The sequence below is a fragment of the Streptomyces sp. A0642 genome (assembly GCF_004795105.1).
In the GTDB taxonomy this organism is placed as follows: Bacteria; Actinomycetota; Actinomycetes; order Streptomycetales; family Streptomycetaceae; genus Streptomyces.
Genome location: NZ_SSBL01000027.1, coordinates 1 through 12,867 on the forward strand (window position 1 = coordinate 1; position 12,867 = coordinate 12,867).

8 protein-coding genes and 1 pseudogene are annotated in these 12,867 nt (G+C 70.6%); 6 read left to right on the forward strand and 3 right to left on the reverse strand.

Features of this window, described 5'->3' with window-relative positions:
- Together E6R60_RS30620 and E6R60_RS30625 are read left to right on the forward strand one after the other, a co-directional pair.
- Positions 1-191 (forward strand): annotated as a pseudogene (locus E6R60_RS30620) (ABC transporter); the annotation flags it as partial.
- Positions 188-973, forward strand: a complete 786-nt coding sequence (locus tag E6R60_RS30625) for an ABC transporter permease (protein ID WP_136329961.1) — start codon at positions 188-190, stop codon at positions 971-973. The pseudogene E6R60_RS30620 and the gene E6R60_RS30625, both read left to right, overlap by 4 nt.
- Here the strand turns inward: E6R60_RS30625 and E6R60_RS30630 are convergent.
- Complete coding sequence (locus tag E6R60_RS30630) at positions 954-4,073, reverse strand: BTAD domain-containing putative transcriptional regulator (protein ID WP_136329962.1); 3,120 nt, start codon at positions 4,071-4,073, stop codon at positions 954-956. The genes E6R60_RS30625 and E6R60_RS30630 overlap by 20 nt on opposite strands.
- Positions 4,074-4,438: 365 nt before the next feature.
- On the opposite strand from E6R60_RS30630, the gene E6R60_RS30635 reads away from it, so the two are divergent.
- Complete coding sequence (locus E6R60_RS30635) at positions 4,439-5,968, forward strand: UDP-N-acetylglucosamine 1-carboxyvinyltransferase (RefSeq protein WP_136329963.1); 1,530 nt, start codon at positions 4,439-4,441, stop codon at positions 5,966-5,968.
- Between the two features lie 798 nt (positions 5,969-6,766).
- Here the strand turns inward: E6R60_RS30635 and E6R60_RS30640 are convergent.
- On the reverse strand, positions 6,767-7,165 hold the full coding sequence (locus E6R60_RS30640; RefSeq protein WP_240802741.1) for a hypothetical protein: 399 nt from the start codon (positions 7,163-7,165) through the stop codon (positions 6,767-6,769).
- A 150-nt stretch (positions 7,166-7,315) separates the two neighbouring features.
- On the opposite strand from E6R60_RS30640, the gene E6R60_RS30645 reads away from it, so the two are divergent.
- Both E6R60_RS30645 and E6R60_RS30650 read left to right on the forward strand, forming a co-directional pair.
- Entirely contained in the window at positions 7,316-9,415 is a 2,100-nt protein-coding gene (locus E6R60_RS30645) for an AAA family ATPase (RefSeq protein WP_136329964.1), read from the forward strand.
- Entirely contained in the window at positions 9,408-10,658 is a 1,251-nt protein-coding gene (locus tag E6R60_RS30650; protein WP_136329965.1) for a PE-PGRS family protein, read from the forward strand. The genes E6R60_RS30645 and E6R60_RS30650 overlap by 8 nt, the downstream gene beginning before the upstream one ends.
- 899 nt (positions 10,659-11,557) lie before the next feature.
- Here the strand turns inward: E6R60_RS30650 and E6R60_RS30655 are convergent.
- Complete coding sequence (locus E6R60_RS30655; protein WP_240802742.1) at positions 11,558-12,427, reverse strand: hypothetical protein; 870 nt, start codon at positions 12,425-12,427, stop codon at positions 11,558-11,560.
- Between E6R60_RS30655 and E6R60_RS37590 the strand changes: the two genes are divergently transcribed.
- Positions 12,356-12,649, forward strand: coding sequence for a hypothetical protein (locus E6R60_RS37590; RefSeq protein ID WP_240802749.1), 294 nt, complete (start codon positions 12,356-12,358; stop codon positions 12,647-12,649). The two genes, E6R60_RS30655 and E6R60_RS37590, sit on opposite strands and share 72 nt — an antisense overlap.
- Positions 12,650-12,867 lie beyond the last annotated feature (218 nt).

The window sequence follows — 12,867 nt, forward strand, 5'->3', positions numbered from 1 at the left end:
TTCAGATCCCCAGCGACGGCAGCCAGCGCGAACTGCGCGCCATCCTCGACTGGCTCGACGCCACCGGCATCGAAGCCGACGAACTCACCGTCCACACCCCCGACCTCGACGACGTCTTCTTCGCCCTCACCAGCTCCAGCGTGCCGAGCCAGACCGCCCAGACCGCCCAGACCGAGGAGACAGTCCGATGAGCACCCTCTCCCACACCGTCCGCGACTCCTCGACGATGCTGCGCCGCAACCTCCTGCACGCCCGGCGCTACCCCTCCCTCACCCTGAACCTGCTCCTCACCCCGATCATGCTGCTGCTGCTCTTCGTCTACATCTTCGGCGACGTCATGAGCACCGGCATCGGCGGCGCGGACCGCTCCGACTACATCGCCTACCTCGTTCCCGGCATTCTGATGATGACCATCGGATCCACCGTGATCGGAGCCGCGGTCTCCGTCTCCACCGACATGTCCGAGGGCCTCATCGCCCGCTTCCGCACGATGGCGATCTACCGCGGCTCGGTGATCGTCGGACACGTCGTCGGCAGCGTGCTGCAGGTGCTCGCCAGCCTGCTCCTCGTCGGGGCGGTCGCCGTGGCCATCGGGTTCCGGTCCACGGACGCCACCGCCCTGGAGTGGCTGGCCGCCTTCGGACTGCTCGCCCTCTTCGCCACGGCGCTCACCTGGATCGCGGTCGGGATGGGCATGGCCAGCCCGAACGCCGAGGCGGCCGGCAACATGGCGATGCCGCTGATCCTGCTCCCGCTCATCTCCAGCGCCTTCATCCCGGCCGACACGATGCCGGGCTGGTTCCGGCCCATCGCCGAGTACCAGCCCTTCACCCCGGCCATCGAAACCCTGCGCGGCCTGCTGCTCGGCACCGAGATCGGCAACAACGGGTGGATCGCGATCGTCTGGTGCGTGGGCCTCTCCGTGCTCGGCTACCGCTGGTCGATGGCCCAGTTCAACCGAGACCCGAAGTAAGCGCACGGGCTGTGTCCCACAGCTCGTCACGCTCCAGGGCGGCATACTCCGACATCGCGTCGGCGTACGCCGCCCGGTCGGCGTTCTCGGCCGCCCGCCGGGCACGGTCCGCCGACATCGTCGGCTGGAAGTCGCGCATCACCCGGAGGCGTTCGGCCAGGGCGAGCATCCGTACAGCCGTGACATCGCCGCCGTCCGAGGCGAGCCCCGCCAGACCGAGGGCGTGCAGCACCGTGCCGAACACCGGGAGCTGCCAGGGCGCGCCCACGGGGCCGGAAAGCAGTGTCTCCAGCCCCTTCCGCAGCCGGCCGAGAGGCTCCGCGACCAGCCCGAGACGGCCGGCGTGCGCATGCGCCGTCACCGCCGCCGACTGGATGTGCAGGGCCGACGGATCGAGCCAGAGGTCGTCGCCCTGGACCGCGCCCGCCTCGGACACCCGCTCCACGGCGTCGCGCCACAGGCCGAGGCCGACCTCCGACAGCCCGCGGGCGAGCGCGATCTCGGCGCGCCCGGCGAGGTCGGGCCGGTAGAAGGAATCCTGCTGCGGGGTGTTGTCGTGCTCCGCCTGCCGCAGCCAGTACTCGGCCTCCTCGGGATCGCCGCGCTGAAGGCAGGCGAGGACGAGGCTCCTGCGGATGAAGAGGTAGTCGTGCCCGTCGCCGAGCCGTGGCACCACCTCCAGCGTCGCCCGGAGGTGCTCGTACGCCTCTTCGCCCCGCCCCGTCCGCAGGCACAGCTCGCTGAGCCGGGAATGGCCCATGAGCTGCATGGACGGACTCTCGACGGGGGCCAGTTCGGTGAGTATCCGGCGGGCCGAGGCGAGCGCGCGGTCGATGTCGTGCTCGTACTCCCAGACGTATGTGGCGATGGACTCGGCGACGCCGGCGACCAGCGGTTCCTGGCTGTCGCAGAGCCCGCGCAACGTCTCGTGGCCGGGAGGCAGCATCTCGGGGACCGCGCCCAGCACGGTCGCGATGGCCCGCGGGAGCGTGTCCGGCGGAGCCGCGGGCAGCCGGCGGAGGGTGACGAGTTGCCGTACGGCGACCGGCCCGTTGGCCATGAACAGGCCCGCTGTGCACATCGCCGCGGCGGCGCGGGCGACTTCGACGTACGCGGGTTCGGGGTGGTAGTGCGAGAGGATCGGGCCGGTGTCCGAGGCGAGGGTGGCCAGGCGCGGGAAGCCGGAGTCGGTGGACCACAGGGCGGCGAGGACGGCGGTGAGGGCGGCGACGGTACGGGCGTCCTCGCGGGCCAGGGCGAGCCGCAGGGCGAGGACGAGATTGTCCTGCTCGGGCCTGATCCGCTCCCAGGCGGCGCGCGGCCGCCGGCTGAAGAACCAGTCGTGGTGCGTGACCCCGAAGCCCCGTGCCCAGGAGAGCAGCAGGCCGATGGCCGCCTCGTCCTCCCCCGCCTCCGCGCGGCGGGCCGCGCTGAACTCCCGTACCGTTTCCAGCATCCGGAACCGCACGCCGGCCGGGGTGTCGGCGGCGGTGAGCAGCGACTGATCGGTCAGTTGCTCCAGCAGGAACAGCGCGTCGTCGCCGAGGACGTGCTCCGCCGCCTCACCGCAGAAGCCGCCGGGGAAGACGGACAGCGTCCGCAGCGCCGCCCTGGCGTCCTCCGCGAGCAGGTTCCAGCTCCAGTCGACGACCGCGTGCAGGGTGCGGTGGCGCTCCGGGGCGTCCCGCGCCCCGCCGCGCAGGAGCGCGAACCGGTCGCCGAGGCGGCGGGCGATCTCCGGCACCGACAGCACCCGCACCCGTGCCGCCGCCAGTTCCACGGCGAGCGGCAGCCCTTCGAGGTGGCGGCACAGGTCGGCCACGGCGTCCGGGAGCAGTTCCACGCCGGGCCTTGCCGCCCTGGCCCGCTGGACGAACAGTTCGACGGCGGTGCCGGTGCCGAGTTCCGGCAGCGCGTACACCGCCTCGGAGGTGAGCCCCAGCGGGGCCCGGCTGGTGGCGAGCACCCGCAGGTTCTTCGACGACGAGACCAGGGCCTGCACGAGATCGGCGGCTCCGCCGATCACCTGCTCGCAGTTGTCGAGGACAAGGAGCGCGGGTCCGGAGCCGAGCACCCCGAGGATGCCGGCCACCGGGTCGGCCGCGGCCTGCCCGCTCATGGCTCCCGCCCCGAGCGCGGAGGCCACTTCCGCGGCCACGTCCGCGTCGGCGGTGACACCGGCGAGCGGCACGAAGTGCACCACGCGCTGTTCGGCCCGGCGGCAGACGGCATGCGAGAGCCGGGTCTTGCCGAGGCCGCCGGGACCGGCCACCGTCACGACGCGTGAGGTACGCAGGAGGTTCCGCACCGCCGCGATGTCCTCGTCCCGGCCGAGCAGCGGATTCGGCTCGTGCGGGACACCGTGCCTGACCGGCGGCGTCTCGCCGCGCAGCAGCTCGTGCTGTACGGCCTTGAGCGCCGCCCCCGGGTCGGTGCCGAGTTCGTCGCGGAGCTCGCCGCGGTAGGCCTCGTACCGGGTCAGCGCGGCCGACGGGCCCGTCGTCGCCGCCTCGCCGCGCAGCAGTTCGGCGAGCACCTCCTCGTCGCGCGGATGCGCGGAGGCGGCCGCGGCCAGCGGTCCGGCGGCCTCCGCATGCCTCCCTAGACGGGCGAGCGCGAGGGCCCGCGCGCGGACGAGGGCCTCCCGGACGGGGGCGCGCTCGGCGCGCAGCGCCGCCACGGGGTCGCCCTCGGCACCGGCCGTGTCCGGCGTGCCGGCCCACAGCGCGAGCCCGGCCTCGGCCGCCGCGAGCGATCCGGCGTGGTCCCCGGCCCTGGCCCGGTCCGCGCCGGCGGCGGCGTGCAGCAGCAGGGCGGAGGCGTCGACCTGGTCCTCGGCCAGGGCGAGCCGGTATCCGGTCGGCGTACTGACGATGACCTCGGCGCCCAGCAGCGACCGGGCCCTGGACACGAGGACCTGCACCGCCTTTCCGGGCCGCTCCGGCAGTTCGTCCGGCCACAGCCCTTCCACGAGCCGCCCGGTGCTGCAACCCGTGCGCAGGTCGCCCGCGAGGAGGGCGAGCAGACCGCGGAGCCTGGGCGCGGTGAGCTCCTGCCCCCGGTAGGCGACACGCGGAAGCAGGGTCAGGTCGGTGGTCACCCGTGCAGGTTAGCCAAGGCCCGGCCCGCGCAACTCCCCGCGGGCCGAACTCGGTTCGGCAGCTCGTCGGGCGACCCCGAGGTCACCGGAAGCGCCGCGCCGACCCGCTCCGACCGCCTCTCGACGGACGCGGGTTCCGTCCGGGGAGGGGCGCCTCCCCGGGTGCCGCACCCCGCAGGCACCGCTGCCCTCCGGGACCGATGGACGCACTCCACGTGCCGAACCGATGGGGCGGGCGGATCCTGGCGGGGGACGGCATGTCCGGTGCTGAGCCGCGTCCTTCTTCCGCAGGTCCGACCCCAGTCGTCACTCGAACGCCACACCCCCACGACAGACCCATCTCATATCTGAGATAGCCTTTCGGCATGTCAGATGACTACCTCGCACGTATCGGCAAGCTCATCCGTGACGCCCGTCAGCACCGGGGCTGGACACAGAGTCAGCTGGCCGAGGCGCTCGCCACCAGCCAGAGCGCCGTGAACCGCATTGAGCGCGGCAATCAAAATATCAGCCTTGAGATGATCGCGCGCATCGGCGAAGCGCTCGACAGCGAAATCGTGTCGCTCGGCTACGCCGGTCCCATGCACCTGCGGGTGGTCGGCGGCCGCCGGCTCTCCGGGGCGATCGACGTCAAGACCAGCAAGAACGCCTGTGTGGCGCTGCTCTGCGCCTCCCTGCTCAACAAGGGCCGTACGGTATTGCGCCGGGTGGCCAGGATCGAGGAGGTCTACCGCCTCCTGGAGGTGCTGAACTCCATCGGTGTGCGCGCCCGGTGGATCAACGACGGCACCGATCTGGAGATCGTCCCGCCGGCCCGGCTGGACATGGACGCCATCGACGCGGACGCCGCCCGCCGGACCCGGTCGATCATCATGTTCCTCGGCCCGCTGCTGCACCGCATGGACCAGTTCAAGCTGCCGTACGCGGGCGGCTGCGACCTCGGCACCCGGACGATCGAGCCGCACATGATCGCGCTGCGTCGTTTCGGCCTGGAGATCGCGGCGACCGAGGGCATCTACCACGCCCAGGTCAACCACTCCATCACCCCCGGCCGCCCCATCGTGCTGACCGAGCGCGGCGACACCGTGACCGAGAACGCGCTGCTGGCCGCCGCCCGGCACGACGGCACGACCGTCATCCGCAACGCGTCCTCCAACTACATGGTCCAGGACCTCTGCTTCTTCCTGGAGGCCCTCGGCGTACGGGTGGACGGCGTCGGCACGACGACGCTGACCGTGCACGGTGTGCCCAGCATCGACGTGGACGTCGACTACTCCCCCTCGGAGGACCCGGTCGAGGCGATGAGCCTGCTCGCCGCCGCCGTCGTGACGGAGTCCGAGCTGACGATCCGCCGCGTGCCGATCGAGTTCCTGGAGATCGAGCTCGCGGTCCTGGAGGAGATGGGCGTCGACTGCGCCCGCACGGCGGAGTACGCCGCCGACAACGGCCGCACCCGCCTGGTCGACCTGACGGTCCGCCCCTCCAAGCTGGAGGCGCCGATCGACAAAATCCACCCGATGCCGTTCCCCGGCCTCAACATCGACAACGTGCCCTTCTTCGCGGCCATCGCCGCCTCGGCGCACGGCCAGACGCTGATCCACGACTGGGTCTACGACAACCGTGCCATCTACCTCACCGACCTCAACCGCCTGGGCGGCCGCCTCCAGCTCCTGGACCCGCACCGCGTTCTGGTCGAGGGCCCGACGCGCTGGCGCGCGGCGGAGATGATGTGCCCGCCGGCCCTGCGGCCGGCCGTGGTGGTCCTGCTCGCGATGATGGCGGCCGAGGGGACCTCCGTACTGCGCAACGTGTATGTGATCAACCGCGGTTACGAGGAGCTGGCGGAGCGGCTGAACTCGGTGGGGGCGCAGATCGAGATCTTCCGGGACATCTGACGGGCGGGGTGTCGTGCCCCTTGAGGGCAAGGGGCACGACACCGCAACATGCCAGCTGACCTGCGGATATATACCTTCACAGCCCTCCACTGATCACTGTTGTTTTTCAGCACCTTGTGCAACGCACGTGCAAGATGATCTTGAATCGGTGACGGTACGTCAGAGAAGCCTGAGTGCCCATCAGCCTTCACGGAGGGTTGTCGCCGAAGTGGCCTCGCGACGTCCGATATCGGTCGTGTCACGCCGACCGCGTGTGGTCGACGAGGTGAACCGTCATCTGCCCGACGTCTCCGGCCTCGCGACGCAGCCCGGGGTCCGGCCGCGCATCCGAGTCCTCCGGCTGACCACTCGCCACGCAGCAGAGGACCCGCACCACGTGGGCGCGGGTCCTCTGTCGTAGACGGGCGCCGTGTCACGGGTTGAGCCTGCGCCCACCTCGTGGGAGCACCCGCCATGACGTCCGGGCCGGCGGGGTGTCGGGCCGCCCTACGATGAGCAGCGTGACAAGCCTTCGCGCCCCAGGCTCTGGCCCTCAGCACATAGCCGTGGGGACCGCCGAGACCCACCGACAGCTGACCGACTCCACCCACCTGATGCACTCCTCCGACATGCCCGTCTTCATTGCCTGGTACGCGAGCGTTGGTCGGCGGCCGCTGCTTGCTACCCCGGAGACTGTCACCGAGTACGTGGCGCACTTGACCGAAACCCCGTCGCCGAAGACCGGCCGCCCGCTCGCCCCTGGGTCCATCAATCGCGTGAGCTGGAGCCCTGGTAACCGTCCCGCACGCGACCGCCCCGTCAGAGACCGGCCCTCGCCAGCAGAGTCTTCAGCGCTCCCGGCTTGACCTTCTGCACGGACCGCACCTGGCCGAGTTCCAGCTCGTCCCGACTCACCGGGTCGGCGTACAGGGCATCCGTGGGGCCGGGCAGGAGGGTCACATCCACCCGATAGGAGAAGTCGGGGTCGTCGGGGTCCCCTTCCGGCTCTCCGTCGACCTCCGCCACCGCGGCGACCGCCGACTCGGGCTGACTGAAGAAGACCCATAGACGGTCCCCCGGGTTCATGCGGTTTCGTCGGCTGAGCCAGAGGTCCAGTGCGGGATCCTGATGGGCGAGGCGGCGCACGGTCTCCTTGTCGGACGGCTCCCCGTCGAGGGTGTCCTTGTTCGGATTCAGGATGTAGATCCAGTCCTGCACGGTCTCTCCCGTCGCCGTCGTGCACGCCGCCCGAGATCCGGCCTCGCGGTGCTGGCCCATCGTGCCAGCCCCCGTGGCGCACACGCAGGAGGTCGACCGACTTTTCCGGACGCGGAGACCACTGTGTCGCCGTCCGGCATCATGACCCCCATGACGAACGGGGTGGACGTGCGCACGGCTGCGGCCGAGTTCGACCGGAGCGCCGTGGCGGACGCCGCGTCGGCTGCCGAGGACGAGCGCAAGCAGGTGCTGTCCCAGTTTCCGTTGGAGGACTGGGCGGAGCTGCCGCTGGAGCGCTACGCCCTCGGACAGGCCGCGCCGCCCGGAGCGGGGCCGACATACTGCCGGCTGATGGAGTTCGGCACTCCGCACCTGGGCAGCATCAAGGGCGGAAGTGCCGCGAAGCACATCATGTACCACCACGTCTCCGGGGAGTGGCGGCTGGCCGCGCCCCTGCGTGGTATGGACCCACAGGACGCCTGGGCGGAACTGCGCGGACAGTTCGTCCGGGCTTTCGACACCCTCGGGTCAGGGGACTTCGAGGCGCTGGACGACCTCGAAGTACTGCGATACGGACCGACGTTGGTGACGAAGTCGCTGGCCACCTACTTCCCGCAGCACTTCCTGCCGATCTACGCGGGAGAGCACCTGCGCCGGTTCGTCGCCCTGCTGGGCGGTTCGACGCAAGGTGATGTTCCGGCCTGGGGGAGCAATCGTCGGCTGCTGGAACTGGTCCGCTCTCGCGTGGAGTTCGAGGGCTGGACCAGGCACGAAGTGATGCATTTCCTCTACGCGCACTTCGATCCGCGGTCCAAGCAGCGCACCGTCTGGAAGATCGCGCCCGGCGAGCGCGGCCGGCTGTGGGAGGAGTGCCGCGCGGGAGGAGTCATCCGGGTCGGATGGGACCAGCTCGGAGACCTCGGCCTCTACCAGAGCGACACCGATCTCAAGCAGGCCCTGGACAGGAACTGGCCCCGTAGGAGCGGGGGCAGCCTGACCCTCGCGCGCCGACTGATGGCCTTCCGTGACCTGGAGGATGGCGACCGGATCGTGGCCAACCGAGGTACGGACGAGGTCCTGGCCATCGGCACGGTCAACGGGAGTTACCGCTTCGAAGCGGACCGGCCCGAGTTCCAGCACGTCGTCTCCGTGGACTGGGATCTCTCGCACGCGCGGAAGCTGTCGGAACCGAAGCAGTGGCGGTCCACCTTCGCCAAGGTCGACCCGGCCCTCTTCGCGAGGCTCATCGCACCCCAGGGCGCTTCGGGTGTGGACGTGATCCGAGCACCGCAGACCACGCCGGTCGCGCTGCCCGAGGACGTACAGGCCGTGCTGGACGCTCTGGAGCGCAAGGGGCAAGTCATTCTCCACGGGCCGCCCGGTACGGGCAAGACACGCCTCGCACTCGGCGTCGCCCTCGCCCTGGACGGCCGCGCGGACGCGCTCGGTGCCGACGCCCGTCACCGTGGCCTTACACAAGCCGAGATGTTGCACGGCGACCGGGTCAGCATGGTCACCTTCCATCCCTCCTACGGTTACGAGGACTTCGTCGAGGGATTCAAACCGGACCTGAGCGCCACCGGCCCGGGACTCACCCTCGCGCTCACGGACGGCCTGTTCCACAGCCTGTGCAGCCGTGCCGCCGCCCATCCCGACCAGACGTTCCTGCTGGTCATCGACGAGATCAACCGCGGTGACCTACCGCGTATCTTCGGCGAGTTGATCACACTCCTCGAACTCGACAAGCGGAACCTTCCGGTCGCTCTGCCCGTCAGCAAGCGACGCTTCTCCGTCCCGCCGAACGTCCGGATCATCGGCACCATGAACACCGCCGACCGGAGCATCAGCCACCTGGACGCCGCGGTCCGCCGCCGCTTCGCCTTCCTGCCCGTAGGACCGGACCCGGACGCCGTCTCCGGAACGGTCGGCCCCCTGGACCTGGCCGCGTTCTTCGAGTCCCTCAACGGCCGTATCGCCCGTGATCTCGACGCGGACCACCAGATCGGGCATGCCTACCTGCTGCGCGACGGTGCGCCCATCGCCACCGAGGAGGACCTGGCCGCGGCCTTCCATCACGAGGTGGTCCCGCTCCTGGAGGACTACTGCCTCGGCCGGGCGGAACTGCTGCACCTCATCCTCGGCGACCTGGTCGACGCCGACACCGGACGTGCGCGCCTCATGTCGCCGCAGGATCTGGCGGACGCGCTGGCGACCGAGTTCACCAGCGGCGCTCCCGGCCCGGATGCCTGACCGCGTCCCGGTCCCTCTCGGTGAGTACGAGTCCGCCCCGCTGGAGCCCGGCCAACTCACTCCGCGGGACATAGACCGTCTGCAGGCCCTTCAGGCACGGGGCTGCCTCACCCTGAGCAGGGAGCGCACCGGCTGGCGCCTCAAGGCCGACGCGACCGTCGGCGTCCTGGTCCTGGACCGCGTCCGCGTGGTCATCTCCCCCAAGTTCGCCATTCCGGGAGAGCAGCTCATGAGCTGGCTCGCCTACGCCCTCGTTACGCCCGTCCCGGCGACGGCGAGGCGCTGGGCCACCGGCCCCGACGGTTACGCCGACCTGATTGCCGCCGCCCTGCTCGAACAGTGCGAGCGGCTGCTGCGGGAGGGCCTGCGCCGGGACTACGTACGCCGCCGAAGCGTCGACTCGGTGCTCCGGGGACGCCTGGACGTCGCCGCCCAGGCCACCCGGCGCTACGGGCAGCTGGACCAGCTACACATGCGCACCTTCGACCGGGAGGCGGACATCTGGGACAACCGCGTTCTGGGGAGCGCGCTGAAGGTGGCACTCGGTCCGACCACCAGCCCGGACCTGGCGCGCGCCCTGCACGACATCGCTGGCGCCTTCCCAGAGGCGCCGACCCCCGCAGCGGCGCTCCGCGCCCTGGACTGCACCCACTACACCCGCCTCAACGCCCGTTACCGCCACGCCCACACCTGGGCCCGCCTGCTGCTGCGCGGCGGGGGCGTGAGCGACCTGCTCGCCGACCAGGGCGCCACGGCGGACGGCGTCCTGCTCAGGATGCCCGCGCTCTGGGAAGCCGTCGTACGCCGTCTCGGCACCGAGGCCGTCGGCCCTCGCGGCGGCCACGCCGTACCCGGCGGAAACGGCGCCGGCATCATCGTCCGCGGAGACCTGGGCAACACCTCGACGTTCCGGCCCGACCTTCTGCTCAGCCTCCCGGCACGCGGCACGGCACACCGCAGATTGCTGCCGGTGGACGCCAAGTACAAGCGCTACGACCGGCACGGGGTGAGCGCGGACGACGTCCACCAGCTCCTTACCTACGGCGGCGGTTACGGGCCTGCCGAAGACCCGATCGCCGTCATCGTCCACCCCCGGACGGGCGGCAACGCCCAGCGCGTCCTCCGGGTGCGGGGCCCCAACGGCCTGTTGGGCACCGTCCATGTCCTCGGCGTCGACACCCGTACCACGCCGGAGCAGGCGACGGACTGGGTCAGTTCAGTACTCACTGAACACCCCTATTGACCGTGTGGCTCCCGCACCAAGATCTCCGCCTTTTCGTCCCGAACAGCCTCCACAAAGCCAATGAGCGTAAACGGAGTTGTGGGCGAAGAGCCCCTCACCGGAGCGATAACGCCACCGGTCATCACGTCATGGGCTCCCCTCCACGCAGGAACTTTCTCGATGGCCACACGTCTCGAGATGCGTACGCAAATTCGAACTTCAGCAGTTGCACAACTCCGTTGACACTGCTAACGCATTCTCGCCATGATCGATTACGGCAACATGGCACCCACCCGTGCGCCACGCACCTTCGTCGCAAGCTCTGCGGGCCCTGGCACTGCGCTTCGGGGGTCGCGAGCATCGGCCCCGCGCCGGTGGTGCGGCTGCGCAGGTCGAAGCGGGAGAGCCAGCCCACGGATCGCAGCAGGGTGACCACGATCTCCTGGTCGGCGCCGGTGGCAGTCTCCGTACCGGCGAGCGCCCGCATCTCGGGCAGGCCGGGGGCGAACAGGGCGGTACGGTCCGTGCCGCGTCCGACCGCGCCGATGCCCTGCACGGGGCGGAGCCGCACACGGCCTCGTGACCCCGCTTGGTGGGAAGCGGACTGAGGTCGGGGCGTACCGGCCGTTCGATCAGGCTCCACTGGCCGTCGCCCTTCCATGTGTCCGTTCCGACGGCGGTGGGGGCGTGGAAGCGCAGCCGGTGGTCGAGCGCCGTGTTGTCGAGGGAGATGTGCCAGCGCAACAGCGGGTCGCCGGTCCAGTGCTCGACCTCGATCCGGACCGGGACGGCGGTGGTCCGCTCGCTGCGGCTCTCGCGGTCGGAGGTGATCGCGACCGGCAGGTCGAGGACCCCGTCGAGTTCGAGGACGGTGCGCACGGCCGACGTGCGGGTGCGGGAGCCGACCAGCCGGGGGGTGATCACGCTGTCACGCAGGGGCGGGTCGTAGTTGTAGGTGTCGCCGCCGTCGGTGAGCAGTCCCAGGCCCGTGAGTTCGGTGCCGTCGGCACGGGTGAGGGGCAGCGAGGCGTTGTCCGCGGCGGTGAGGTGGCCGCCGCCGGGCGAGGGAATCGTACGGGCGTGGCCGCCAACACCGCCACGGCAGCGTTCAGTACGTCTTCTGGGACCGGCCCGTCGACCGCATCGCTCTCGCTCCTCCGGGGCCTGTCGCCCGTCGGGGCAATCTCTGCGTGTGCGAAACCAACGAGATGTTCGGGTCCAGGCGATCCCGCGCCATGGGTGATCTCCACGTGCGCGGAGAGGCTCCGCACCTGTGTCACTCGTAGACGGTCCGGCGCACGGCCGCTCCCGTAAGTGTTCGGATTGTCCGGGCTGCAGCGGATTCTGACGTCGTCCGCTCTGCGAAATGATCGCCCGAGACACAAGCGGCACCCTCGGCGGAGTCCAGGATGCCTGACCCGCTGAACGCACAAGCCCGTCGCCGGCAGACGGCAACGGGGCTCGCAGGATTGCAGGCGCGAACGTGTGGCTCGCGAGGGACTTTGCACCCACACCAGGTCGCGGACGAGCGACTGCGATCGCAGCCATCCCGCGCCACGACGCGTGCGGCTGTCGGAACTGCCGTCGCGCAGACCTTCGTAGGAATCCCCAGTGATCATGTCGGTGCCGGCCATGATCTGGGCTCCCGCGCTCGAACCCGCGACGACGGCCCCCCGCGCGAGCTTGGCACGGATGGCCGCCAGCACCTTGGAGTCGGTTTGGGCCTCGCCGTGCATCAGGCTGGTCACATAGCGGTACTGGTCACCGCCGCCGAGGAAGAACCCGGTCATGCCGTTGATCTGCTCGACAAGGCGGTCCGAGTCGGCGGCGGCGATGTGCTCGATGTCGACGGGGATCCACTGCGCGTCGGCCGCGCCGTGCCGAGTGAAGAGGTCGGCGCAGTAGGCGCCGTTGCAGGCGGGTTCGAGCAGGAGGCCGGATCACCGGCGTGGGGGTCCTGGCTCTCCGGTACGGAGGCGGGGGTCAGCACACCGATCCGTGCGTGGCCCTGAACCAGTAGGGCGCGCGCCCGGATACGCGGCGTCCCCGACATCACGGCAGCCAAAGCCGGATTACGGAAACCAGCAGGGCAATCGCGGGTCGGGTACCCGGTAAGGCGGGCCTCAGCCACGGAGAGCGCCGCGTGAGACCGCGGTTCGCCCTGACGTCCCGCCGGCCAGCGCCTTCCCGCATCGCCAGAAGGAGCCGACGCGCTGTTCGCAATGCTCCG

What these genes read in the sequence shown, in the direction of transcription:
- E6R60_RS30650 (WP_136329965.1), top strand. Translation starts at nt 9,408, where the DNA reads ATGCCTGACCGCGTCCCGGTCCCTCTCGGTGAGTACGAGTCCGCCCCG.
- E6R60_RS30645 (WP_136329964.1), top strand. Translation starts at nt 7,316, where the DNA reads ATGACGAACGGGGTGGACGTGCGCACGGCTGCGGCCGAGTTCGACCGG.
- E6R60_RS30625 (WP_136329961.1), top strand. Translation starts at nt 188, where the DNA reads ATGAGCACCCTCTCCCACACCGTCCGCGACTCCTCGACGATGCTGCGC.
- E6R60_RS30635 (WP_136329963.1), top strand. Translation starts at nt 4,439, where the DNA reads ATGTCAGATGACTACCTCGCACGTATCGGCAAGCTCATCCGTGACGCC.
- E6R60_RS30655 (WP_240802742.1), bottom strand. Translation starts at nt 12,427, where the DNA reads ATGACCGGGTTCTTCCTCGGCGGCGGTGACCAGTACCGCTATGTGACC.